The 23,845-nt window shown below is 71.3% G+C and carries 21 protein-coding genes; 12 read left to right on the top strand and 9 right to left on the bottom strand.

Going from position 1 to position 23,845, the window contains the following annotated elements:
* Window positions 1-47 precede the first annotated feature (47 nt).
* Together BLS56_RS04540 and BLS56_RS04535 are read right to left on the bottom strand one after the other, a co-directional pair.
* On the bottom strand, window positions 48-2,303 hold the full coding sequence (locus BLS56_RS04540) for a SulP family inorganic anion transporter (RefSeq protein ID WP_091448370.1): 2,256 nt from the start codon (window positions 2,301-2,303) through the stop codon (window positions 48-50).
* Between the two features lie 1,707 nt (window positions 2,304-4,010).
* Window positions 4,011-4,862 carry a lysophospholipid acyltransferase family protein gene (locus BLS56_RS04535; RefSeq protein ID WP_091448369.1) on the bottom strand — a complete coding sequence of 284 codons (852 nt, stop codon included), beginning with the start codon at window positions 4,860-4,862 and terminating at the stop codon, window positions 4,011-4,013.
* 97 nt (window positions 4,863-4,959) lie between these two features.
* On the opposite strand from BLS56_RS04535, the gene BLS56_RS04530 reads away from it, so the two are divergent.
* Both BLS56_RS04530 and BLS56_RS32065 read left to right on the top strand, forming a co-directional pair.
* The gene (locus tag BLS56_RS04530; protein ID WP_091448367.1) at window positions 4,960-7,473 is read left to right on the top strand and encodes an FtsK/SpoIIIE family DNA translocase; all 2,514 of its coding nucleotides are present in this window, start codon (window positions 4,960-4,962) and stop codon (window positions 7,471-7,473) included.
* A gap of 127 nt (window positions 7,474-7,600) precedes the next feature.
* A complete protein-coding gene (locus tag BLS56_RS32065) occupies window positions 7,601-8,254 on the top strand; it encodes a DUF5684 domain-containing protein (protein ID WP_228771344.1) in 654 nt (217 codons plus the stop codon).
* 46 nt (window positions 8,255-8,300) lie between these two features.
* On the opposite strand, the gene BLS56_RS04515 is transcribed toward BLS56_RS32065, so the two are convergent.
* The 3 genes from BLS56_RS04515 to BLS56_RS04505 all read right to left on the bottom strand — a co-directional run bounded on the left by BLS56_RS04515 (window position 8,301) and on the right by BLS56_RS04505 (window position 9,889).
* On the bottom strand, window positions 8,301-8,753 hold the full coding sequence (locus tag BLS56_RS04515) for a phospholipase (protein ID WP_228771343.1): 453 nt from the start codon (window positions 8,751-8,753) through the stop codon (window positions 8,301-8,303).
* A 225-nt stretch (window positions 8,754-8,978) separates the two neighbouring features.
* On the bottom strand, window positions 8,979-9,473 hold the full coding sequence (locus tag BLS56_RS04510) for an amino-acid N-acetyltransferase (RefSeq protein ID WP_091448365.1): 495 nt from the start codon (window positions 9,471-9,473) through the stop codon (window positions 8,979-8,981).
* A gap of 20 nt (window positions 9,474-9,493) precedes the next feature.
* Entirely contained in the window at window positions 9,494-9,889 is a 396-nt protein-coding gene (locus tag BLS56_RS04505) for a DUF5313 family protein (protein ID WP_091448363.1), read from the bottom strand.
* 124 nt (window positions 9,890-10,013) lie between these two features.
* Here BLS56_RS04505 and BLS56_RS04500 point away from each other — a divergent pair, with 124 nt between their 5' ends.
* Window positions 10,014-11,228, top strand: coding sequence for an acetyl-CoA C-acetyltransferase (locus tag BLS56_RS04500; protein ID WP_091448361.1), 1,215 nt, complete (start codon window positions 10,014-10,016; stop codon window positions 11,226-11,228).
* Window positions 11,229-11,289: 61 nt separating this feature from the next.
* Here BLS56_RS04500 and BLS56_RS31245 read toward each other — a convergent pair whose 3' ends face one another.
* On the bottom strand, window positions 11,290-12,495 hold the full coding sequence (locus BLS56_RS31245) for a lytic transglycosylase domain-containing protein (RefSeq protein ID WP_228771341.1): 1,206 nt from the start codon (window positions 12,493-12,495) through the stop codon (window positions 11,290-11,292).
* A 290-nt stretch (window positions 12,496-12,785) separates the two neighbouring features.
* Here BLS56_RS31245 and rimO point away from each other — a divergent pair, with 290 nt between their 5' ends.
* The 8 genes from rimO (at window position 12,786) to BLS56_RS04450 (ending at window position 20,092) form a co-directional block, all read left to right on the top strand.
* Window positions 12,786-14,228: a 30S ribosomal protein S12 methylthiotransferase RimO gene (gene rimO, locus BLS56_RS04485; protein ID WP_091448355.1), complete on the top strand. Its 1,443-nt coding sequence runs from the start codon at window positions 12,786-12,788 to the stop codon at window positions 14,226-14,228.
* Window positions 14,229-14,320: 92 nt separating this feature from the next.
* The gene (pgsA, locus tag BLS56_RS04480) at window positions 14,321-14,935 is read left to right on the top strand and encodes a CDP-diacylglycerol--glycerol-3-phosphate 3-phosphatidyltransferase (protein WP_228771389.1); all 615 of its coding nucleotides are present in this window, start codon (window positions 14,321-14,323) and stop codon (window positions 14,933-14,935) included.
* Window positions 14,932-15,441, top strand: coding sequence for a CinA family protein (locus tag BLS56_RS04475; RefSeq protein ID WP_091448353.1), 510 nt, complete (start codon window positions 14,932-14,934; stop codon window positions 15,439-15,441). The genes pgsA and BLS56_RS04475 overlap by 4 nt, the downstream gene beginning before the upstream one ends.
* A gap of 243 nt (window positions 15,442-15,684) precedes the next feature.
* Window positions 15,685-16,137, top strand: a complete 453-nt coding sequence (locus tag BLS56_RS04470; RefSeq protein ID WP_091448351.1) for a helix-turn-helix domain-containing protein — start codon at window positions 15,685-15,687, stop codon at window positions 16,135-16,137.
* Between the two features lie 422 nt (window positions 16,138-16,559).
* The gene (locus tag BLS56_RS04465; RefSeq protein WP_091448349.1) at window positions 16,560-17,402 is read left to right on the top strand and encodes a PspA/IM30 family protein; all 843 of its coding nucleotides are present in this window, start codon (window positions 16,560-16,562) and stop codon (window positions 17,400-17,402) included.
* Between the two features lie 13 nt (window positions 17,403-17,415).
* Window positions 17,416-18,201 carry a phage shock envelope stress response protein PspM gene (gene pspM, locus BLS56_RS04460; protein WP_091448348.1) on the top strand — a complete coding sequence of 262 codons (786 nt, stop codon included), beginning with the start codon at window positions 17,416-17,418 and terminating at the stop codon, window positions 18,199-18,201.
* 211 nt (window positions 18,202-18,412) lie between these two features.
* Window positions 18,413-18,634: a hypothetical protein gene (locus BLS56_RS04455; RefSeq protein WP_091448346.1), complete on the top strand. Its 222-nt coding sequence runs from the start codon at window positions 18,413-18,415 to the stop codon at window positions 18,632-18,634.
* A gap of 207 nt (window positions 18,635-18,841) precedes the next feature.
* Window positions 18,842-20,092: a uracil-xanthine permease family protein gene (locus BLS56_RS04450; protein WP_324187494.1), complete on the top strand. Its 1,251-nt coding sequence runs from the start codon at window positions 18,842-18,844 to the stop codon at window positions 20,090-20,092.
* Here the strand turns inward: BLS56_RS04450 and BLS56_RS04445 are convergent.
* Window positions 20,067-21,110: a quinone-dependent dihydroorotate dehydrogenase gene (locus BLS56_RS04445; protein WP_091448799.1), complete on the bottom strand. Its 1,044-nt coding sequence runs from the start codon at window positions 21,108-21,110 to the stop codon at window positions 20,067-20,069. The genes BLS56_RS04450 and BLS56_RS04445 overlap by 26 nt on opposite strands.
* Before the next feature lie 43 nt (window positions 21,111-21,153).
* Here BLS56_RS04445 and BLS56_RS31240 point away from each other — a divergent pair, with 43 nt between their 5' ends.
* Window positions 21,154-21,942: a hypothetical protein gene (locus BLS56_RS31240; RefSeq protein WP_175482656.1), complete on the top strand. Its 789-nt coding sequence runs from the start codon at window positions 21,154-21,156 to the stop codon at window positions 21,940-21,942.
* Window positions 21,943-22,467: 525 nt separating this feature from the next.
* Here the strand turns inward: BLS56_RS31240 and BLS56_RS04435 are convergent.
* Together BLS56_RS04435 and BLS56_RS04430 are read right to left on the bottom strand one after the other, a co-directional pair.
* A complete protein-coding gene (locus BLS56_RS04435; RefSeq protein WP_139190509.1) occupies window positions 22,468-22,749 on the bottom strand; it encodes a hypothetical protein in 282 nt (93 codons plus the stop codon).
* 295 nt (window positions 22,750-23,044) lie between these two features.
* Window positions 23,045-23,845 carry a DNA-formamidopyrimidine glycosylase family protein gene (locus tag BLS56_RS04430; protein ID WP_091448339.1) on the bottom strand — a complete coding sequence of 267 codons (801 nt, stop codon included), beginning with the start codon at window positions 23,843-23,845 and terminating at the stop codon, window positions 23,045-23,047.

Raw genomic sequence — 23,845 nt, 5'->3', positions numbered from 1 at the left:
GGTGGCCTTGGACGTGGAACGCCCAAGGCCACCGGTGTCACGCGGGATCAGCAGGTGAGCGCCGCGCTCGTTCCCGGCATCGGGCAGAACTGGTCTCCGTCGAGCATCAGGAGGTTGCCAGTCGGGATGTCGAAGAACAGGCCGACGAGGCGCACGCCGCTCTCGGCCACCCCGGGGATCGCCCGGAGCGCCTCAAGCTGCACGGCGACGTTGACCATGGCCAGCTGGTCCACCTCGGACCAGCCCTCGATCGCGGCGCGCTTGCCCAGCGGGTGGCCGGAGCGCCAGGCTTCGAGACTGGGCCTGCCCCAGCGCAGCCACTGCGCGATGGGGTCGTCCCCGTCCGGGCCGTTGAGCAGCGCGGTCATCGCGCCGCACCCGGAGTGCCCGCACACCACCAGGGTCGGCACGCCCAGGTTGTCCAGCGCGTACCGCACGCCAGCGTGGACCGACATGTCGCCGGTCAGGAGCGGGTCGGGCACCAGGTTGCCGACGTTGCGGATCGTGAACAGGTCGCCGGGGCCGGACGCGGTGATCACGTTGGGCACGACCCGGGAGTCCGCGCAGGTCAGGAAGACCGCGTGCGGACTCTGCGCGCCCGCCAGCTTCTTCAGGTGCGGGCGCATCGCCGGGGCGCCGCGGCGGTGGTACTCCCGGGCTCCGGTGACCAGTGGGCGCAGCGCGTTGTCGTGGCGGTCGTCGCCGCGGGTCTGCCGCGGGATCACCACCGGCTCGCTGCCCTGCCAGTGCGACCATGGCGAGAACCAGCGCGGCACCCCGCGCCGGGAATCGGTTCCCGGGCCGCCGATCTCGTCGACGACCACGACGCCGCCGGTGTCCTCGTGCTGGCGCTGCCATGCGGAGAGGTGCTCGTAGGCGGCGTGGTCGAGGTAGTCGACCACCAGTTCCAAGTGAACGGCCGTGCCGTCGGGCACCTGCGCCAGCACCCGGGACAGGCGGGGCACCGACAGGAAGCTCAGCGTGCCCTCGACGATGACCGCGTAGTTCGGGCGGCCCTCATCGTCGCTGTCGCCGTCCTGCTCCACCCGGACCCGCGCCCACACCACCCGGCGCAGCATGCCGAGCATCGCGACGGCGAGTCCGATGAGGACTCCTTCGAGCAGGTTGAGCAGCACGACGCCGGCGATGGTGATCAGGTAGACGTGCAGCTCGCCGTGTTGGCGGGCGGCGCGGATGTCGTTGCCGCGCACCAGTTTCGTGCCGATGACGACCAGCAGCCCGGCCAGCGCCGCCATCGGGATGCGCTCCACCAGGCTGACCAGCAGCACGGTGAACAGCATCACCCAGATTCCGTGCAGCACCGCGGAAGCGCGCGTGCGCGCCCCGGCGGCGACGTTGGTGGAGCTGCGCACGATCACACCGGTGACCGGCAGTCCGCCGAGCATACCGGAGGCGATGTTCGCGCTGCCCTGGCCGATCAGCTCCCGGTTCAGGTCGCTGCGGTGACCCTGCCGCAGCTTGTCCACCGAGACGGCGGAGAGCAGGCTCTCCACGCTGGCGATGATCGTCATCGTCAGCACGCCCACCGCGAAGGCGCCCCACTGGCCCTGCTCGGGCAGCTCGGGGAGCTGGATCGCGGCCAGCGGCGACTCGGGCAGCGACACCCGCGCCGCGTCGAACGGGGCGATCGAGGCGAGCACGGTGGCGAGCACGACCGCCACCAGGGGGCCGGGGGCCACCTGGAACTTCGCGGGAAGCTTCGGCCAGACGACCAGGGTCGCGATCACCAGCAGACCCAGGATCGCCGCGGAGTTGTTGAAGTCTGCGATCTGGCCGGGCAGGTCGCGCACGTTCTCCCAGGCGGAGGTCCCCGGCGCGCCGCCCAGGAGGACGTGCAGCTGGCCGAGGACGATGGTCACGCCGATGCCCGCGAGCATGGCGTGGACGACAGTGGGGGAGACGGCGAGCGCGGCGCGGCCGATCCGACAGGCGCCGAGCAGAAGTTGCAGAGCGCCTGCGAGAACGGTGATCGCGCACGTCGCGGCCCAGCCGAACTGGTTGACCAGCTCGGCGACGACCACGGTGAGACCCGCCGCGGGACCGCTGACCTGCAACGGCGAGCCGCCGAGCGCACCGGCGACGACACCGCCGATGACGGCGGCGATCAGGCCCGCGAGGACGGGCGCGCCGGAGGCGGCGGCGATGCCGAGCGACAGCGGCACCGCGATGAGGAAGACGACGAGCGAGGCGGAGAAGTCATAGCGGGCGTCTTGGCTCAGCCACTGCCGCAATCGGTCGCGCGGCGGGGCGTGGGCGTGGCCGTTGGTGCGTACGGAACCCATCGGGAACCTCCTGGTCCAAGGAAAGGGGAACTCTGTGCGCCGGTGCACGGACGAGCGGCGTAAGCACATGGTGACCGATGGGCCACGGCCTGTCGCGCCCGTCAAGTAAACTTATTTTTACTATGCCAGGTTCCGGTGACGACAGTGTGAGGTTTGCCTTCACTCGACTGGGTGAACTTGACGTGATTAATGCCTCATTCGACGGACGGTTGCGGACTTGGGTGACCGGGGTCTGGCGTTCTCCGCGAACTCGCCAGAAGTTCGCAGAGCGCCGTCTACGTGCGCGGACGCCGGCATTGCCGCGGCGGACGAGGGTCGGCGGATCAGGTTCGCCGCAGCGCGCTTCATCGCCGCCGCGACCACTGGTCGGGCGCGGCGGCGCGGGGCGAAAGTAAAACAACGGTCAATGCGCTCGTGCCGCGCTCCTCGGGGTCTGGGTGAGGCCTCGTGAGTGGTCGAACCGGGCGCCACACCGGGCGGAAGGCCGGTCTGGTTGGCTTCGCCGCTGGTAATCGGCTTGTCGGGGGTGCGGTGGGGGTGGGCGCGGCCGTCCGCTCCCGGTGTCGACGCTGGTCCGGGAGCACAACCTCTTCCGGATAGGGGAGAGGCGGTATCTCGGTCCGCGAGCCCGGGGTCGGCTGAAATGTCGTGTGATTCGGGCAGGGCGAACACGGCGCGACTGGCCGCGCCGGAAGCGATGTGGAGTTCTCATTTCCGGTTTCAACCGTCGTCTCGCATGAGCGGGCTCGGAACAGTCTGACCAGGTGGAACGCTGTCGTTATGCAGCCTGATACCGATTTCGCGCCGCCGTGCTGGGAAATAAGAGCGGACGGTCGCTGCCGCGGATTCGCCTTCGCCGCTCGCGGCGCCCTGAATCGGTCCACCGACGTTTTCGGGATGGAGCGCTGCCGGGTGTCCTGGTCGGAAGCGCGGCGCGGTGCTCACACGACCGGGTGAACATTGCCCGGGACTCGCCGTCGGTCGCCCCGCGGTCGCGGTGGGCGGCGGCCGTGGTCGGGGCCGGTGGGTGCGGTGACAACGTGCTCTGTCCCCCTCGCTCTGCCTGGCAGGTCGACTGACGCGGGACGCGTCCCGGCGCGTCCGTGATCATCCTACCGTTTTGCCGGTGTTGTCCGTTTACTTCTGAGCACTGGCTCGCCTGGGTCGGCCGCGCGGGCCAGCCTGGCGATTGGTGGTAGGACGTTTCCTTCTTAACCTTACCGATTTTCGGGAGAAGTTGGCAGGAGTCGGACAGAGCGGACCCGGGTCCCGGGTGTCGGGCGTATGACGGACCAGGTGCGGTGGTTAACGCGGGTTTCCCGTTGTCGCAAGGGTTTCCGCCCCATTCGGCGGGCAGTCGCCCGGCCGCGCTTCCGGCGTTCCCCCAGGCGGAGTCGGTCGCGGCGGGGCGTCCGCGGTGGGTGAGTTTCCGGTGGTCAGCTGTTTTGTGCGGTTATGCGCACGAGTGAATGCGTAACCCGGCTGGTCATTGCGCAACGGTGTTGTGAAATCACCGTGAACAATGCCGGGCTCGGCGTGGCGGGTTTCCACGACGCGTCCGCGGCGCTGGAAACCGGGATTCGGATCGCCTCGCGCTTGCCAGGACTTGACCCGGGGTCCAGCGGACCAAGCCGGGGCGAGTCCTATTTGGACAGTCCGTTCCGGACTGTGGGTCGAGTGGAGAGGCTCCCGGTGTGGCTTAGCGGGTCACGGCGCGTCGGGCCGCGGGCGCCAGGGGCTCTTGGCGTCGCACGGCCGCGTCGGGTCGTGGAAGCGCGGGGCGTCCGGCTCGTCGGCGCGCAGCGGGATCAGGTCCTCGGTGATCTGCCGCATGATCCGGGTGTGCGCGCGCATCGCGTCGCCGGGCTTGTCCCCGGACAGGCCCGACAGGTCGACCGGCCCGCCGAAGTGCACCCGGAACACCGGCCGGTCGCGCACCGCGCGCAGGAAAGACACGACCAGCGGCACCACGTCCCGCCAGCCGGTCACCGTCTCCGTGCCCCAGTAGACCGCCTCGTGCGCGCCCCACTGGCTGATCGTCACGACCGGCACGTTCCCGTGCAGCGCCATCCGCGCCGCGCCGGTCTTCCCCCGCTCGGGCCACAGCCCCGGTTCCCGGCTGACGCGGCCCTCCGGGTAGAGCAGCAGCGGGACGCGGGCGGTCTTGAGCGCGTCGGTGGCCCGGTCGAACGCCTCGACGATGTTCGACTTGCCCCGGTCGACGCGCAGGTGGCCGCTCTTGCGCAGGAAGTAGCCCAGCACCGGCGCGTCGAGCAGGCCCGCGGTGAGCATGAACCGGGGCAGGAACCCCACCCGGTGGCACGCGGCCATCAGCACGAACGGGTCGAACATGCCGATGTGGTTCGCCGCCACCAGCACGGGCTTGCCGCGCAGGTCCTCGGGAAACGACCCGGTGACCTCGATCCGGCCGACCGAGCGGACCAGCGCCCGATCGATGGCGTTCATCACCCGCCACACCAATGGTGTGTCCGCGACGGGGCCACCACGGCGTGTCGGCTCGTCAGCGTCGCTGCGCAGCGCAACCATGGGCGAGAGCATGACATGCCCCGGGGTGACGCGGCAGGCCAGGTCGCGCGCTCTCTGTGACAGGAGTGACCCCTGGGGCAGGAGGGTGGGGCCGACTACCGTGTGGTCTATGGCGAGCCGGTCGACGACATCCAAGAGCGCGGGCTCCAAGAACTCCAGCGCCAGAAACCCCGGCGCCAAGAGCGTCGGAGCCCGCAGTTCGGGCGCGAAGAGCGCGAACGCCAAGGGCGCGGGAGGCGGCCCGCGCAAGCCCGCGGCTTCCCGGGCCCCGGCGCGGCGCGCGCCCGCGCGCAAGACGCCGCCCCCGCCGAGCAAGGGCGTGCTCGCCTCCGGCTGGGGCCTGCTCGCCAAGGGCGTCGGCTCGATCGCGCGCGCCATCGGCCGCACCAAGGAACTCGACCCGGCGCACCGGCGCGACGGCGCTGGCTTCGCGCTGCTCGCGCTCGGCGTCGTGCTCGGCGCCGCGGTCTGGTGGGGCGCGGCGGGCCAGGTCGGCGGCTGGCTGGAGTACGGGGTGCGCACGGTCGTCGGCGCGCTCACCATGGCGCTGCCGCTGGTGCTGCTGGTCATCGGCGTCGCCATGATGCGGTCGGACCCGCAGCCGGAGAAGCGCCCGCGCCTGGTCGTCGGGTCGCTGCTGATGCTGCTGGCCCTGCTGGGCATCCTGCATGTGTTCACCGGGCTGCCCGCCGACAACGACGGCCGCATGTACGCGGGCGGCGCACTGGGCTACCTCTCCGGCGGCCTGCTCGCCAAGGGGGTCACCGCGTGGGTCGCGATCCCGGTGCTGGTCCTGGTGCTCGGCTTCGGGGTGCTGGTGTTCACCGGCACCCGCATCCGCGACGTCCCGACCCGGCTGCGCGAACTGGGCATGGAGCCCGAGGACGCCGACGACAACACCGACGACGCGGGCGAGACGCCGTTCGAGATCGAGGCCGAGCCGCCGCTCAAGCCGCGCAAGTCGCCCCGCCGCGGGCAGGCGGGCGCCGAGGGCGGCGCGCCGGAGCAGCCGACGCTGCCGCTGGGCGAGCCCGTCAAGCCCGCCCGGCCGCGGGCCCAGGTCAAGGAGATCCCGCCGGTCACCGAGCCCAAGCCGGACCCGGACGCGATCAGCGTCACCCGCGTCGTGGACGGCGACTACCGGCTGCCCGACCCGTCGATCCTGGTCTACGGCGACGCGCCCAAGGCGCGCAGCAAGGCCAACGACACCATGATCGAGGCCATTTCCGGGGTCCTCGACCAGTTCTCCATCGACGCGCAGGTCACCGGGTTCACCCGGGGTCCGACAGTGACCCGCTACGAGGTCGAACTCGGCCCGGGGGTGAAGGTCGAGAAGATCACCGCCCTGACCAAGAACATCGCCTACGCGGTGGCCACGGACAACGTGCGGCTGCTCGCGCCGATCCCGGGCAAGTCCGCGGTGGGCATCGAGGTGCCCAACGCCGACCGCGAGATGGTCCGCCTCGGCGACGTGCTGCGGTCATCGACCGCGCTGGCCGACACCCACCCGATGGTGGTGGGCCTCGGCAAGGACATCGAGGGCCACATGATCACCGCGAACCTGGCGAAGATGCCGCACCTGCTGTGCGCGGGCTCCACCGGGTCGGGCAAGTCCAGCTTCGTCAACTCGATGCTGGTCTCGTTGCTCTCCCGGGCCACCCCGGACGAGGTCCGGATGATCCTCGTCGACCCCAAGATGGTCGAGCTGACCCCGTACGAGGGCATCCCGCACCTGATCACGCCCATCATCACCCAGCCGAAGAAGGCCGCGGCCGCGCTGACCTGGCTGGTCGAGGAGATGGAGCAGCGCTACCAGGACATGCAGGTCAACCGGGTCCGCCACATCGACGACTTCAACAAGAAGGTGAAGTCCGGCGAGATCAGCGCCCCGCCCGGCAGCGAGCGCGAATACCGGCCCTATCCCTACATCCTGGCGATCGTGGACGAGTTGGCCGACCTGATGATGACCGCGCCCCGCGACGTCGAGGACGCGATCGTCCGGATCACCCAGAAGGCCCGCGCCGCGGGCATCCACCTGGTGCTCGCGACGCAGCGGCCCTCGGTCGACGTGGTCACCGGCCTGATCAAGACGAACGTGCCCTCGCGGCTGGCATTCGCCACGTCCTCGCTCACCGACTCGCGGGTCATCCTCGACCAGCCGGGCGCGGAGAAGCTGATCGGCATGGGCGACGGGCTCTACCTGCCGATGGGCGCGTCCAAGCCGGTGCGCGTGCAGGGCGCCTACGTCAGCGACGAGGAGATCGCCGCGGTCGTGGCGTTCACCAAGGAGCAGGCGCAGCCCGACTACACCGACGGTGTGACCGCGGCCAAGCCCGGCGAGAAGAAGGAGATCGACGCCGACATCGGCGACGATCTCGAACTGCTGGTGCAGGCCACCGAGCTGATCGTCACCTCGCAGTTCGGCTCGACGTCGATGCTGCAGCGCAAGCTGCGCGTCGGGTTCGCCAAGGCGGGCCGCCTGATGGACCTGCTGGAGACCCGGGGCGTGGTCGGGCCGTCCGAGGGCTCGAAGGCGCGCGAGGTGCTGATCAAGCCGGACGAGCTGGAGAACGTCCTGTGGACGATCAGGGGCGGCCCTTCGGCGGATCAGGACCCGGACTGAAGACCGGATAGGTCTCGAACCGCTAACGACTCGGCTGAACCGCACCACGGCTGGGCTGGGCCAGGGAAGGTACGCGCGGACAGTCGCGCGCCCTCGTCGTGGCGTGCCCGAGGAAGGACCATCCGGAGTGCAGCAGCCCGACTACTACTACAACCCCCCTTCGTACTCGTCCGGGATCCCGGTCGGCGCAATGGTGGCCATTTCCCTGATCGGTCTGGCGTTCCTGCTGGTGATCATCATCGCCATGTGGAAGATCTTCACCAAGGCCGGAAAGCCGGGCTGGGCGTCAATCGTCCCGTTCTACAACACCTACACCCTGCTCAAGATCGTCGGCAGGCCGGGCTGGTGGCTGTTGCTGCTGCTCATCCCGCTGGTCAACATCGTCATCCTGATCATCATGATGGTCGACTTGGCGAAGGCCTTCGGCAAGAGCGGCGCGTTCGCGCTCGTGCTGATCTTCTTCAGCTTCATCGGGTACTGCATCCTCGGCTTCGGCAAGGCCCGCTACGTCGGGCCGGTCGCGGACCCGCAGTTCGCCGCGCACATGGCCAGTGGCGGCTACCAGCAGCCTGGCTACCCCCAGGGCGGTTACCCCCACCAGGGCGGTTACCCGCAGCAGCCGGGCTACCCGCAGCAGGGCGGCTACCCGGCCCAGGGCGGTTACCCGCAGCAGCCGGGCCACCCCCAGCAGTTCCAGCAGCAGGGATATCCCCAGCAGCAGGGGTACCCGCAGCAGGGCGGTTACCCGCAGCAGCCGGGCCAGCCGCCGTACCAGGGCTGACGCGGTGGAGCGGGGTCGTGGCCGCGCCACGGCCCCGCTTCCGTTCTCAGCTGTTGCCGAACTGGCGCACGGCGGCGTAGTAGACGTCCGCGGTGCGGTTGCAGGCCCAGTTGCCCGCGCAGATCGTGTAGAGGTCGGACTTGAACTTGTTGTCGATCGACAGGCGCGTGGTCTCGGTGAATCTGCCCTGGCGCTTGTAGTTGCGGTAGCCGAAGTCGTGCCGGTGGCAGGCGCGCACGAAGTTGAAGCCGAACGGGTTGTCCGGGGAGCTGGAGCACCCGTCGGAGGACCAGTCGAGCTGGTTGGCGTAGGGGCGGTTCGCCCGGGTGGTCTGGAACTGCGACAGGCTCTGGGTGAACAGGTAGTTGTCGGTGGTGGTCTGAAGCTGGCTCTGGCTCAGGTCGGCTGACGCCGATCCGGCTCCGGCGACCAGGGCGGCGGTGACGGCGATGGACGAGACCGCGCCGCGCGCGACACGACGCAGGGTAGACGTGGGCACGTGTTCAACTCCTCGGGACAGTCCGACTCGCGCGTGGAGTCGGTGAGATCATTACGCCCGGGCCGCGCGTTTTCTGAAACCACCGTTCGGCCTACCGCAGCGGAACGATTCGTGTCCGGCAGCGAAAGACCAAGCGCGCCAACGGTTTCGGCGGTTTCAGGCACCCCTGTCCCTGCGGGCGTCAACCCCAGAAAGCCCCGTCGCGACGGCTTTTCCTCAGCGTGGTCAGAGCTTGAGCAGCATCCGGCTGTTGCCCAGGGTGTTCGGCTTCACGTATTCCAGGTCGAGGAACTCCGCGACGCCCTCGTCCATCGACCGGCGCATCTCCGCGTAGATCTCCGCGCTCACCGGCGTCCCGTCGATCTCGACGAACCCGTGCCGGGCGAAGAACTCCGTCTCGAAGGTCAGCACGAAGATCCGGGCCAGGCCGAGTTCACGGGCCACCGCGATCAGCCGCTCCACGATCGCGTGCCCGACGCCGTGCCCGAGGGCCTTGGGCAGCACGGCGATGGAGCGGATCTCGGCGATGTCCTCCCACAGCACGTGCAGCGCCCCGCAGCCGACGATCTCGCCGTCGAGGTCGGCCACCCAGAACTCCTGGACGTCCTCGTACAGGGTGACCAACGCCTTGGCGAGCAGAACCTTGCCAACGTAGGTGTCGATCACGGTCTTCATCGCCCGGACGTCGGTTGTTCGCGCCCTGCGCACCAGCGGTTTCACAACGGGAGAAAATAGCCCTCTCACTCCCGGCTGTCGCGCCACATCGCCGCGTACCGGGCCGACTCGGCCGCGCCCCGCTCCTGGTTCCGCACGGTCGAGCCGTGCCTGGGCGGGTAGCCGTACTTCGCGAGCCGGGCGTCGCTCGCCTCCGCGGCATAGGACAGCGAGTAGTACGTGCCGACGATCAGGCCCATCGCCATGGCCATGAACACGATCAGCGGCGGCCCGGCGAGCCACAGCCCGAACACCGCGTACAGCGCCGCGAGGAACGGAGCCTGCTGGGTCAGCGACCGCGCGATGTGCCGCAGCAGCCAGGTGCGGCTGGTCACGTCCCGCAGGACCCACTCCCGATGGCGATCGGGCAGCTTCCCGCCGAAGGCGTACCACAGCCACTGGGCCGGATTAGGTCGCTTCATCGCGTTTCCTCTCGCTCACCTGCTCCGGCCCAGTGTCAACCACCAGGCCGTGGCCGGGCGTTCCGGGGGCGGGGCAGAATCGGACCGGAACAACGAACCCGAGCGACGACGTCGGAGGAGCGCCATGCGCGAGGCAGTGATCTGCGAGCCGGTCCGGACCCCGGTCGGGCGGTTCGGTGGCGTGCTCGCCGACGTCGGGGTGTCCACCCTGGCCGCGACGGTGATCAGGGAACTGCTCCGGCGCACCGCCATCGCCCCCGGCGTGATCGAGGACGTGGTGTTCGGCCAGTGCCACCCCAACGCCGAGGCGCCCGCCCTCGGCCGGGTCGCCGCGCTCGACGCGGGCCTGCCGGTGACGGTGCCCGGCGTCCAGGTCGACCGCCGCTGCGGCTCGGGCCTGCAGGCCGTCATCGACGCCGCCATGCGGGTGCAGACCGGCGTCAACGACGTCGTGCTCGCCGGTGGCGCGGAGAACATGAGCCAGGTCGAGTTTTACTCCACGGCCATGCGCTGGGGCGTCAAGGGGACCGGCATCGAGTTGCACGACCGGCTCGCCCGCGCCCGGGTCACCGCGGGCGGGGTGAACTTCCCCGTCCCCGGCGGCATGGTCGAGACAGCGGAGAACCTGCGCCGCGAGTACGGCATCGGCCGTGTCGAGCAGGACGAGCTGTCCGTGCGCTCGCACCAGCGGGCGGTCACCGCCATCGAGACCGGCCTGTTCGCCGACGAGATCGTGCCGGTCACCGTGCCGGGGAAGCGCCGCAAGCCCGACACCGTGGTCGACCGCGACGAGCACCCGCGCGCCGATGCGAGCCTGGAGGCGCTGGCCGGGCTCAATCCGATCATGGGCAGGCAGGACCAGGAGGCCACGGTCACCGCGGGCAACGCCAGCGGCCAGAACGACGGCGCGGCCGCCTGCCTGGTCACCACCCCGGAGAAGGCCGCGGAACTGGGCCTGCGCCCGCTGGCCCGGCTGGTGAGCTGGGCCGCGGCGGGGACGCCGCCCAAGACGATGGGCCTTGGCCCGGTGCCCGCCACCGAGAAGGCGCTGGCCCGCGCAGGCCTCACCCTGGCCGACATGGACCTGATCGAGCTGAACGAGGCGTTCGCCGCGCAGGTGCTCGCCGTCAGCCGGGAGTGGAAGTTCGCCGACGCGGACTGGGACCGCACCAACGTCAACGGCTCGGGCATCTCCCTGGGCCACCCGCTCGGCGCGACCGGCGCCCGGGTCCTGAGCACCCTGCTGCGCGAACTCGACCGCCGCGAGGCCCGCTACGGCCTGGAGACGATGTGCATCGGCGGCGGCCAGGGCCTCGCGGCGGTGTTCGAGCGCGTCTGACCGCTCTCGGTCCACTGGGGACAGTCCGACGGGGACTGTCCCCAGTGGTTCCGAAGAGGACTCACGGCTTCCAGGGAACCCACTTTGTCCAGTCGTAGTAACCGGTTCCCGGGTACGACGGCGGCGCGGGACTGGGCGCTGGCGCTGGCGCGGGGGCTGGGGCAGGTGCCGGAGCAGGCGCTGGCGCCGGAGCGGGCGCTGGGGCGGGAGCGGGCGGCTTGGGCGCGGGTGCCGGGGCTGGCGCTGGCGCTGGCGCCGGAGCTGGTGCTGGGGCCGGAGCCTGCCCGCCGTGGACCGGCGCGGCGGGAGCCTGGACACCGGGGACCGGCGCGGGCGGGTTGACGGCCTGCCGCGCGCCGTCGGCGACCGGCTGCTGCCCGACGCCCCCGGGAACCTCCGGCGCGGGCACCGCGAGAACCTGCTGACCGGGGTCGGCGGGCGGCGGCGCGGACGGCGCGGCGCCAGCGCTGTAGGCGCCCGCCCAGGTCAGCACGGTCCGCACGTAGGCGTCGGAGTGGTTGTAGCGGAAGACCGCGCGCGCCTGGCCCTCGGGAGCCGACAGGTCTTCCCCGCCCGAGCACAGGTACCGGGCCGCGGCCAGCGCGGCGTCGAAGATGTTGTGCGGGCTGGCCACGCCGTCGCCGCTGCCGTCGACGCCGTAAACCTCCCAGGTGCCGGGGATGAACTGCATCGGCCCCACCGCGCGGTCCCACACCCGGTCGCCGTCCCAGACGCCGCCGTCGGTGTCGCGGATCATGGCGTAGCCGTTGCCGTCGAGCACGGGCCCCAGGATCGGCGCTGTCGTCGTGCCGTTGCCGTCGGTGCTGCCGCCCAGGGCGTGGCTGGTCTCCGCCCGCCCGATGCCCGCGAGCAGCCACCACTTCACCCCGCAGCCGGGCTGCGCGATCGCCATCAGCTCCTCGGCGCGGCTGTAGGCGCGCAGCGCGATGTTCGGCACGCCCTGCTCCGGCGTCGCCGACGCCTGCGTGTCCGCGGCGGGCGGGATGGGCTGGTTCGCCGCCAGCGCGGCGGCAAGCTCCGGCGTCAGGCCCTGGTCGGTGGGCAGCGACCCGTCGACGGCGACATCGCCCTCGGGCGCGCGCACCGCCACTGACAGCTCGGGCGGCACCGGGTAGCCCGCGTCGGCCCCCGCCAGCCCCGGGGGAGTGGGCTGGTCGCCGCTGGAGACGACGAACACCACCGCGAACGGCACGACCGCCGCCACCCCCGCCAGATTCCGCCTCTTGCGGTGCTTTCCCCTGGCCATTCGCCTACCAGCCACCCTCGTCGTCCGAATCCTGACCTGATCACTTTGCCTTACCGGGAGACCGCGCTCACGTCACAAATCGGCACAGGGTGAAAAGCTGAGGCCCGGTGACAAGTCCCGCCCTGGGGTTAGTCCGCCGCGCATAGTTCTATCCTGTGGCCGGTAGGGCGTCTCCGCCGAACCTTCCGACCGGCCGTGTTTTCGCCGCCGGTCCGCTCGGGTCAAGCCCGCGGACACCCGGCGGTTACCCTTTGACCGTGTCTTCTCCGTCCACGTCCCGACGTGTCGCCATGCTCACCCTCGGTTGCGCGCGCAACGAGGTCGACTCCGAGGAGCTGGCAGGCCGCCTGTCCGGCGGCGGATGGGAGCTGGTCGACCTCGACGACGCCGACCCCGGCGACGGGGCGCCCGACGTCATCGTCGTCAACACCTGCGGCTTCGTGGAGTCGGCGAAGAAGGACTCGGTCGACACCCTGCTCGCCGCGGCCGACACCGGGGCCAAGGTCGTCGCCGTGGGGTGCATGGCCGAGCGCTACGGCGCCGAACTGGCCGACAGCCTGCCCGAGGCCAGCGCGGTCCTCGGCTTCGACCACTACCCGGACCTCGCCGAGCGCCTCGGCGACATCGTCGCGGGCCACGCGATCCCGTCGCACACCCCGGTCGACCGGCGCACCCTGCTGCCGATCACGCCCGTGCGCCGCCAAGAGGCCGCCGCGGACGTGACCGTCCCCGGCCACGCCTGGGGGCCGACGATCCTGCGCAAGCGGCTCGACGACGCCCCGGTGGCCTCGCTCAAGATCGCCTCCGGCTGCGACCGCCGCTGCTCGTTCTGCGCGATCCCGTCCTTCCGCGGCTCGTTCGTCTCCCGGCTGCCCGACGAGATCGTCGCCGAGGGCGCCTGGCTGGCCGGGCAGGGCGTGCGCGAACTGGTGCTCGTCAGCGAGAACTCGACCTCGTACGGCAAGGACCTCGGCCGTGCGCACGCGGGCCAGGGCGCGCTGGAGGCCGTGCTCACCCGGCTCGCAGGCATCCCCGGCATCGACCGCGTCCGGGTCTCCTACCTGCAACCCGCGGAGACCCGCCCGAACCTGGTCCGCGCGATCGCCACCACCCCGAACGTCGCCGACTACTTCGACATGTCCTTCCAGCACTCCAGCGAGCGCGTGCTGCGCCGGATGCGCCGCTTCGGCGACACCGAGTCCTTCCTGGCCCTGGTGCGCCAGATCCGCGACCTCGCCCCGGCCGCGGGCATTCGCAGCAACGTCATCGTCGGCTTCCCCGGCGAGACCGAGGCCGACGTGGACGAGCTTGCCCGCTTCCTCACCGAGGCCAGGCTCGACGCGGTCGGCGTGTTCGGCTACTCCGACGAGGACGGCACCGAGGCCGAGAAGCTCGACGGCAAGCTCGACGCCGACACCATCGACGCCCGCGTCGCCCGGATCTCCGCACTGGTCGAGGAACTGACCGCGCAACGCGCGGAAGACCGGATCGGCTCGGAGGTGGTCGTGCTCATCGAGCGCCCGGAGTCCGACGACGAGGACTGCGCGGGCCGCGCGGCCCACCAGGCGCCCGAGGTCGACGGCGAGTGCGTCGTCCTCGACAGCGACGAGTTCGACGTGGCGAAGTTCGAGGTCGGCGACCTGGTGCGGTGCCGGGTGGTCGACAGCGCGGGCGTCGACCTGATCGTCGAGCCGATCGAGATCGTGCCGCGCGCGGCGGTGGAGTCGCCGTGAGCTCGGCGGCGACCGGCGGGCCGGGCGAGACCGTCGGCGACGAGGGGTGCACCGAGGCCCCCGCTGCCGAGCGGGCCGAACCCACCCCACCGGTGACCGCCGCCGCGCCCGCCGCGCCCGCCGCGCTGCCGGAGCCGACCCAGGTGCCGCTGCTCAACGTGGCGAACCTGCTCACGATGTCCCGCCTGGCCCTGGTGCCGGTGTTCCTCTACGCCCTGTTCGCCGACGGCGGCCACGACACCTTCTGGCGGCTTGTCGCGGCATCGGTGTTCGGCGTCGCCTCCATCACCGACCACGTCGACGGCAGGCTCGCCCGCAAGCACGGCCTGATCACCGACTTCGGCAAGATCGCCGACCCGATCGCGGACAAGGCGCTCACCGGCGCCGCGCTGGTCGGCCTCAGCCTGCTCGGCGAGCTGCCCTGGTGGGTGACGCTGGTGATCGCCGTGCGCGAGATCGGGGTGACCCTGCTGCGGTTCTGGGTGATCCGCCACGGCGTCATCCCGGCGAGCCGCGGCGGCAAGGCCAAAACCCTCGCCCAGGTGCTGGCGATCGCGCTGTTCCTGATCCCCCTGCCCGACTGGCTTACGCCGCTGTCGTGGGCGGTGATGGGCCTCGCGGTCGCGCTGACCGTGGTCACGGGAATCGATTATGTGATTCGCGCCATTCGACTGCGCGCCCGCGGCCTGCGCGCGCTCGCCCCGTGACCGCGCTCGCGCTGGTCCCCGGACTGCCAGCGGCGCCGGTCGCCGCGCTGGTCGAGGCCCTGCGGACGCGCGGCGAGACGGTCGCGACCGCCGAGTCCCTCACCGCGGGCCTGCTGACCGCCGTGCTGACCAGCGTCCCCGGCTCCAGCGCGGTCGTGCGGGGCGGGCTCGTGGTCTACGCGACCGACCTGAAGACGACCTTGGCCGGGGTTCCCGCAGCGCTGCTCGCCGAGCGCGGCGCTGTCGACCCGGAAGTGGCCGTCCACCTGGCGCACGGCGCCCGGGACCGGTGCGGCGCGAGCATCGGCGTCGGGCTCACCGGCGTCGCCGGGCCCGACCCGCAGGGCGGCGTGGCCGCGGGCACCGCGCACGTCGCGCTGGCCGGTCGCGCCGGTGTGCGGACCAGGGTGGTCGCCGAGCCCGGCGGCCGCGCGGCCGTTCGGGCGGCGGCCGTTCGGGCGGCGCTTGAGCTGATCGCCGGGGAACTAGGTACGCTTTTCGAGTGAGGTTACGATCACGGTCGGTGTCCGACGGGACGCGCTCCGCGGCGCCCTCGCCCGGGTCCAACTGGGAACATTCCAGCCGGTCCGCTCGTTCGCTCTTGGCGGACTACCCGGGAAGTCGCTGCGCGGTGTCAGTTCCTCTCGGTAACGTTGTCAGTGTGACGGCCACGCGCAGTCCCCGCTCCGGCAGCGACCCAGGGCGGGATCGGTGCTCGGCCAGGGTCCGCCGAGGAAGGGAGGTGCGCGATGACCGTGCTCTTGCGCGAGGCGATCGGTGATCGGCTCCGACACGCCCGCACCAACCAGCAGCGCACGCTGCGGGAAGTCTCCCGCTCCGCGCGGGTCAGTCTGGGCTACCTCTCCGAGGTCGAACGCGGCCGCAAGGAGGCGTCCAGCGAGCTGCTGGCGGCCATCTGCGACGCCCTTGAGCTGCCGCTGTCGGAGTTGCTGCACCACGTGGCGACCGACATCGGCGCCCTGACCTCGGTGGAGCACGGCGTGCCCGAGGGCGTCCCCGACCAGGTCGACGCGCTCGAAGGGCCCCGCGAGTCGACTCCGCGCGCCGCCGTCGAAGGCGGGCGCCTGGTGCCCGCCGTGGTCGGCGAGAACCTGGCGGACCTGCGCATCCAGCCCGCGCTCACGCACCGCATCGACACGTCCCTGGGCAACGCCCACGCCGGGGCGGTCTTCGCGGCCTGACGCGCCAGCCATCGGCCGAGGCCGCCGTCCGCGCCGGACGGCGGCCTTTGTCGTGCCGGCCGCGCCGACGGCTCAGCCGCGGTCGCGCCGTCCATGCCGCCCGACACGCTCCCGACAACCGTCCTGACAACCCTCTCGGCAACCCCTGACAACCCTCTCGGCAACCCTGCTGACGACGCGGCAGGCGCTACCGCTGACGAGCTTGTCGACCAGCGCCAGGTCCGGGTATCGCCCCACCGCCGGTCCGGGGCCTCGGGGCCGATCTCCGAGTGATCCCTGATTTCTCCCGGGTGCGGTGGAAGCGGCTGGGCGCACCTGACACGATGGAACCCACAACGGTGCCGGGGCGTTGCCGTTTCGTCGGTGCGTGGCAGCGGGGTCCAGTGGTCCGGCGGCAGTAGGAAAGAAGGCAGGCGGAGGAGATGGCCAACCCGTTCGTGAAGTTCTGGAAGTACCTGATGGCGTCGTTCTCGTCGAAGATCGACGAGCACGCCGACCCGAAGGTGCAGATCCAGCAGGCCATCGAGGAGGCGCAGCGCCAGCACCAGGCCCTCTCCCAGCAGGCCGCAGCGGTCATCGGCAACCAGCGCCAGCTGGAGATGAAGCTGAACCGCCAGCTCGGCGACGTGGAGAAGCTGCAGGCCTCCGCGCGGCAGGCGCTGGTCCTCGCCGACGAGGCGCGCTCGAAGGGCGACGAGCAGAAGGCCGTCCAGTTCGAGAACGCGGCGCAGTCCTTCGCCACCCAGCTCGTCACCGCTGAGCAGGGCATCGAGGACCTCAAGACGCTGCACGACCAGGCGCTGCAGGCGGCCACCCAGGCCAAGCAGGCCGTCGAGCGCAACGCGATGGTCCTGCAGAACAAGCTCGCCGAGCGCACCAAGCTGCTCAGCCAGCTCGAGCAGGCCAAGATGCAGGAGCAGGTCTCCCGCTCGCTGAACCAGATGAGCGAGCTCGCCGCGCCGGGCAATACCCCGTCGCTGGAGGAGGTCCGCGACAAGATCGAGAAGCGGTACACCACCGCGCTGGGGTCCGCCGAGCTGGCGCAGAACTCGGTGCAGGGCCGGATGATGGAGGTCCAGGCCTCCACCACCGAGATGGCGGGCCAGTCGCGCCTCGAGCAGATCCGCGCGTCGATGGCGGGCGGCCCTGTCGCGGGCCAGGTCACCGGCGCGACGACCCCGGCGGCCACCCCGAACAACATCCAGGCGGAAATCCAGCAGCGGGTGGCCCAGGAGCAGAAGGCCAACCCGCAAGCCGGTTCCTGACGGCGGCCCGGCCATGGGGTCGCGGAGGAACGAGCTGATCAAGATCGGTGGCGAGTTGCTCGCCCAGCAGCTCCGCGGCCCCTACGCCGACCAGCTTCGCGGCAAGCTCACGGGCTGGCGCGACCCCCGCGCCAAAGCCCTGCGCCGTCGGCGCAGAGCGGCGCGCGCGACGAAGATGTGGACCGGGGCCGGTGTCACCACCGGCGCAGGCGCCGTCGTGCTGGAGACCGCGGCGGCCACTCCCGGCGCGGGCGTGCCGGTGCTGATCGGCGCGGCGATCATCTCGGGCGTCGCGGCGGTCTCCTCCGGTTTCCGGACTTGGCGGCTGCACAAGGAGCCGCTTCCCGAGGCCCCACCCGCCCCGGTCGCGCTCCCCCCGCGCAACTCCCAGGCACGCGACCCGATGCGCAGGCTCGCCGAAGCGGAAGACACCCTTCGCGAACTGCTGACGCAGCTTTCCCGGGCCGCGCTCGTGCCGCCCGACTCGGTCGCCGAGGCCCGCGACACCGGCGCGGAGGCCGCCGCCGCCCTGCGGGCCGTCGCGGCGCGGCTGCAGGCCGTGGAGCGCGCCCGCGAGCACGCCCCGTCCGCCGACCGCGGCCACCTCTCCGGCAGCGTCCGGCGGCTGCGCGCCCAACTGGACGAGGGACTCGACGGCTACGGCGCCCTCGTCGCCGCGGCGGCGCACGCCGTCGCCGCGAGTTCGGCCACCACCCCGCGCCGCGACCTGACCGACGCGACGGACCGCCTCGCCGCCCTGGCCTCCGCGCTGCGCGACCTCTCGGGCGACCACTCCTGAGCACTTACTTTTTCGTAAGCGGCTGAGCGTGTTCCGCACCGGGCTCGTCGGATCGACCGACATTCCGTTGTGGACATTGCGGGCCGTCCAGTCCCCGGCTGAGGATGGGCGGTGCACGGTCGCGTCCGCACCGAGATTTCCGCGGGCGCGCCGTCATGCCTTGGGTGCCGACGCGTCTCACCGGTGCCAGACACGAGGGGGGAAGCGCCCGATGAACGTCATGATCCAGGATTCGCGCCTGCGGCGGACCGTGGCCGCGCGAGTCGCCGAGATGCCCGCGTACGAGGAGCGGTTCTGGGCCATCGTCGACAGCGCGGGCGTCGACCGCGGGGAGGCGGACCGCCTGCTCGACGTCGCGGTCGAGTGGATCGGGGCAGGCCGCGCGACGCTGTGCGACCCGTACGCGCTGGTCCTCTCTTGGATGCCTCGGTAGGCGTTTGGCCTAACCGGTTGCATCACTTCGGGTAGCCGCGCCCGGCTCGCAACCGGTTTTACACACTGGGTATTAGGTCATCAGTGTGAACATCACGGTGTCGTATCGACTGATCGACTACGTGCTGTGGCACCATGCTCGGCAACAAGCCGGGGGAGCGGGAGGGCGACGTTGACTTTGTGGTCCGTGCACGGAGACGGTCGCCGTGTGCGGGACGGCGAGGTCGTCGCCCCGAACGAGCGCCTGAGCTGGCCGTTGACCATCGGGCTCGGCGTGCAGCACGTCGCGGCGATGTTCGGCGCCACTGTCCTGGTGCCCACGATCACCGGGTTCCCGGTGACGACCACCCTGCTGTTCTCCGGGGTGGGCACACTGCTCTTCCTGGTGATCACCCGCAACCGGGTCCCCGCCTACCTCGGCTCGTCCTTCGCCTTCATCGCCCCGCTGGAGGCCGCCAGAGGCGAGGGCATCGCGGCGCAACTCGGCGGGGTGCTGGTCGCGGGCCTGCTGCTCATCGGCGTCGGCGTCGCGGTCAAGGCGCTGGGGGTGCGGCTGCTCGAATCGGTCATGCCACCGGTCGTGACCGGCGCGGTGGTCGTGCTGATCGGGCTCAACCTCGCGCCGGAGGCCACCAAGTCCTTCGGGAGCCAACCGCTGATCGGCGCGATCACGCTGGCGGTCATCCTGCTGTGCGGGCTCGTCTCGCGCGGCCTGCTCTCCCGCGTCTCGATCCTGGTCGGGGTCGTCACCGGCTGGGTCGTGGCGGCCATGACCGGCGGCCTCGACGACAACAGGCTCGACGCGCTCGCCGCCGCGGCGTGGTTCGGACTGCCCGAGTTCCACGCGCCGCAACTGCGGCCGTCGGTGATCCTGCTGGTCATCCCGGTCGTCATCGTGCTGGTCGCGGAGAACGTCGGCCACGTGAAGGCCGTCGCAGCGGTCACCGGACGCAACCTCGACGGCAACGTGGGCGACTCGCTCATCGCCGACGGTGTGGCCACCGCCCTCGCGGGCTCCTCGGGCGGGTCGGGCACCACGACGTACGCGGAGAACATCGGCGTCATGGCCGCGACCAGGGTGTACTCCACCGCGGCCTACGCCGTCGCCGGGCTCACCGCGGTCCTGCTGTCGCTGTGCCCGAAGTTCGGCGCGCTGGTCAACACCATCCCCGACGGCGTGCTCGGCGGAGCCACGATCCTGCTCTACGGCATGATCGGCCTGGTCGGGGTGCGCATCTGGATGGCGAACCGGGTCGACTTCGCCGACCCGGTGAACCTGCTCGTGGTCTCGGCGGCGATCGTCGCGGGCATCGGGGACCTGGAGATCACCCTGGGCGGCATGACCGTCAGCGGCATCGCCTGGGGCTCGATGTTCGTGGTCACCGCCTACCCGCTGCTGCGCTGGCTGCGCCACCGCGGCGACGGCCGCGAGGTCACCGGGCGGCGACCGCGCGGTTGATCCGCCGCACCAGCGGCGGGCCCTCGTAGATGAACCCGGTGTAGACCTGCACGAGGCTCGCGCCCGCGTCCAGCATCCGCAGCGCGTCGTCCGCGGTGAAGATCCCGCCGACGCCGATGACCGGCAGCGTTCCACCGGTCTGCTTGGACACGAACCCGACCACCTCACGGGCGCGCTCGGCCAGCGGCCGACCGCTGAGCCCGCCCGCCTGCGCCCCCGCGCCCGCGTCCCCGGGCGCCAGGCCCGCGCGGCTCAGCGTCGTGTTCGTGGCGATCAGGCCCGCGACCTGGTGGTCGGCGCACACCTGCAGCACCTCGGCGATGGCGTCCTCGGTCAGGTCCGGCGCGATCTTGACCAGCAGCGGCCGGGGCGCGCCGCCGTCGGCCAGCGCGATCGACTCCCGGCGCAGTTCCCCGACCAGCGCGTCGAGCGCCACCCGGTCCTGCAGCCCGCGCAGGCCCGGGGTGTTGGGCGAGCTGACGTTGATCGCGAAGTAGTCGCCGAAGGGGTGCAGCGCGCGAAGGGAGTGCCGGTAGTCCTCCACGGCATCCTCCACGGGGGTGATCTTGGACTTGCCGATGCTGATGCCCAGCGGCACCCCGATCGGCCCGAGCGCCCGCAGCCGGTCGGCGAGCGCGTCGGCGCCCGCGTTGTTGAAGCCCATCCGGTTGACGATCGCCTCGCTCTCCGGCAGCCGGAACAGCCGGGGCCGCGGGTTGCCCGGCTGCGGGTGCCGGGTGACCGTGCCCACCTCGACGAACCCGAAACCCAGCGCCTGCCACGCGCGCAGCGCCCGGCCGTCCTTGTCCATGCCAGCGGCGAGCCCCACCGGGCCGGGGAAGCGGACGCCGAAGACGGTCCGCTCGACCGTCGACCCGAACACCTTGCGCAGCGCCGACACCGCGGGCCGGACGCGGGCCAGGCGCGTCAGGGCGGCCATCGTGCGCTCGTGGGCGATCTCGGGGTCGCCGTCGCCGAGGGAGAACAGGGTGCGCCGGACGAGTTGCTTGTAGACCACGCGCACATCGTGTCATCCGCCGAGGTGGACCATGATGGACGGTGTGACGAGTCCCGACGAGCTGTACGCCCTGCCCAGGGAGGAGTTCATCCCCGCCCGCCGCGAACTCGCGCGCAAGACGCGCGCCGCGGGCGACAAGGCGGCGGCCGCGGCGATCGAGAAGCTGCCCAAGCCCACCACCGCGGCCTGGCTGGTGAACCGACTCGTCCGCGCCCACCCGGACGCGGTGACCGAACTGCTCGCTCTCGGCGCCGACCTCCGCGCGGCGCACAGCCGCGCGGCCGGGGACGAACTGCGGGAACTGACCCGGCGCCGCCCCGAGCTGATCCGCCGCCTGGTCGCGCTGTCGGGCGACTCCCTGAGCGAGTCGGTGACCCGGGAGTTGGCGGACATGTTCACCGCGGCCATCGCCGACGAGGCAGCGGGGGAGACCCTGCGGGCGGGCCGGGTGGCCTCGGCGAAGGACCTCCAGGTCGAGCAGGCCTGGCCGGGCTTGGCCCTGGCGCCGTCCCCGCCGACCGAACCTGCGGCCAAACCGGCGAGCAGGCAACGCGCGACTGACACCCGGCGGCGCAGGGCCCTGGCGGAAGCCAAGGCGGCGGTCAAGGAGGCCGAGGCCGACCGGGCCGAAGCCGACCGGGCCGTCCGGGACGCCGAGGCCGGGGTGGCGGCGGCGGAAAAACGCGTCCGTGACCTCACCGCCGAACTGGACGCGGCCGAACACGCCGAACTGGAGGCTCGCAGGCTCCTGCAGACCACCCGCCGCGAGGCCAAGGCCGCAGAGCGGGCCGCCAGCCAGGCCTGGCGCAAGCTCCAGCAGGTCGAGGGCTGAGCCATCGGCGACGCGGGGACAAGGTGTGGACAACCGTCCCCGGACAAGGCACAGCCCCCGGGCTGGCTCCCCTCCGACAAGGCGGCGGAAGGGCCCGGGTCGGACTGGGTCCCGGGAGCCCGAGGGCTGGGTGACTGCCTGGTATTCGCCGACCACACGCCCGCGCCTACGGCACCGGAGATCCGGTGTCAGCCGTGTGCGCCAGGCCGGCAACCATCGTTCTCGGATGGGTGGTCCTAGCGGACAGCCACCTCACGAGTCCTCAACGAAATCACCGTCGGACCACCTCCTCTCTCGTGTACCGACGAACATAGGCGGTCCGCCGCCACTCGACAACGGGTTTTTAATGTCACCCGTTAGGGTGGTGCTAGGGTGAATGACCTAATACGCAGCGTGTGAATATCGCTCACCTGTGAGAGCCGAGCCGTAACCGGGGCGAGGGGGACTGGCGGTGCGGGAACTGCTGGCCCGACCAGGGCGAGTGGCATTAGGGGCCGTCGTCGGCGCGGCCACAGCAGCCCTGTTCTACGAAGGCATACGAGCCGATCCCGACGTCCCCGCCGTGCCCGCGGCCCGCCCGGCCGCGGAGGCCGCGTTGGAACCCAGCCCCACCCCGACGTCCGACCCCTCGCTCACGGCCACAGTGACCACGACAGTGTCATCGTCGGTCACCAGCAGTAGCACAACAACCACCACCTCCTCGTCGACCACCACAACCACGTCGACAACCACCCAGCCCCCCGCCGCGCCCCCACCCACCACCACCCCCAAACCACGCCCGACCACCACCGTGGCGCCCCCGCCCACCACCGCTCCCCCTCCTCAGCCGACCACAACCACCACCACCCGCAAACCCTGCGGCCTGCTCTTCTGCTAGCCCCGCTCACTTGTGGGCTCGGTTCGAGAGTCCGCCAGCCCTGGGGGGACGGTCGCCGGCTCGCCCCGCGTCGCCAGACTCGCGCACGTGCCGGACCGCACCGAGACTTGCCAGGTGCCGGACGGTGTAGAGCAATGAGGCGCACTCCTTCCCATCGAGCCAACCAACACAGCCACGCCCCCACAGAAGCCCCATCGAGCAGGCCCACGAGAGCAGGCCCCCCGGTCAGACCGCAGGCTTCACCCCCGGCTGGCAGACCGGACAAAAGTAAGCCACCCGCTCCCGCGAATCCGCCCCCTGCGCCCCCGCGACCACCCGCCCCCCGCAACGCAAACAAGGCGTCCGCCGCCCATAAACCCACAACCGCCGATCGCGCCGCATATCCCCCGTGGTGACCCTGTCCACTCGCATCTTGTTGTCTTCCAACAATTCCCGGCTCAGCGACACCGCCCGCTCAGCGTCCACATCAGACACCGGCGTCCACGGTGAAACGCCAAGCAAAAAGCAGATTTCGGCCTTGAACACATTCCCCACCCCGGCCATCACCCGCTGGTCCAGCAGCGCCAACCCGATTTCCCGATCAGGCTGCGCCGTCAACCGCGCGACGGCGTCCCGAAAGTGCCCAGGCCCCCAGTCGGCGGCAAGCAGATCAGGGCCGAGATGGCCGACCAGCCGGTCTTCCTCATCAGTCGCGACCAGCGCCATCTCATGCAGGGAAAACCCCACAGCCTGACGCGAGTCGGTCGCCAACAGTGCCCGGACCTGAAAAGCGGGCCGCCGCCACCGTCCACCTTGGACATATACCTGCCAGGAGCCGTCCATTCCGAGATGGCTGCGCAGGCTCAAGTTCCGGTCGAACCGCACAAAAAGATGCTTGCCGACACTGCGCACGCCCGTCACGACCCGCCCCCGAAGGTCCACAGTCGACAATCGAGGGTGTCGAAGCTCGCCCACCACAAGGGTTTCACCGGCCAGCGCCTCGGTCAGTTTGACCGCGGTCCGGTAAACGGTGTCACCCTCAGGCAT

This window comes from Actinokineospora iranica (assembly GCF_900101685.1).
GTDB classification, from domain to species: domain Bacteria; phylum Actinomycetota; class Actinomycetes; order Mycobacteriales; family Pseudonocardiaceae; genus Actinokineospora; species Actinokineospora iranica.
The sequence above is the reverse complement of the archived record's forward strand: the minus strand, read 5'-3'. Positions and strand labels throughout refer to the sequence as shown.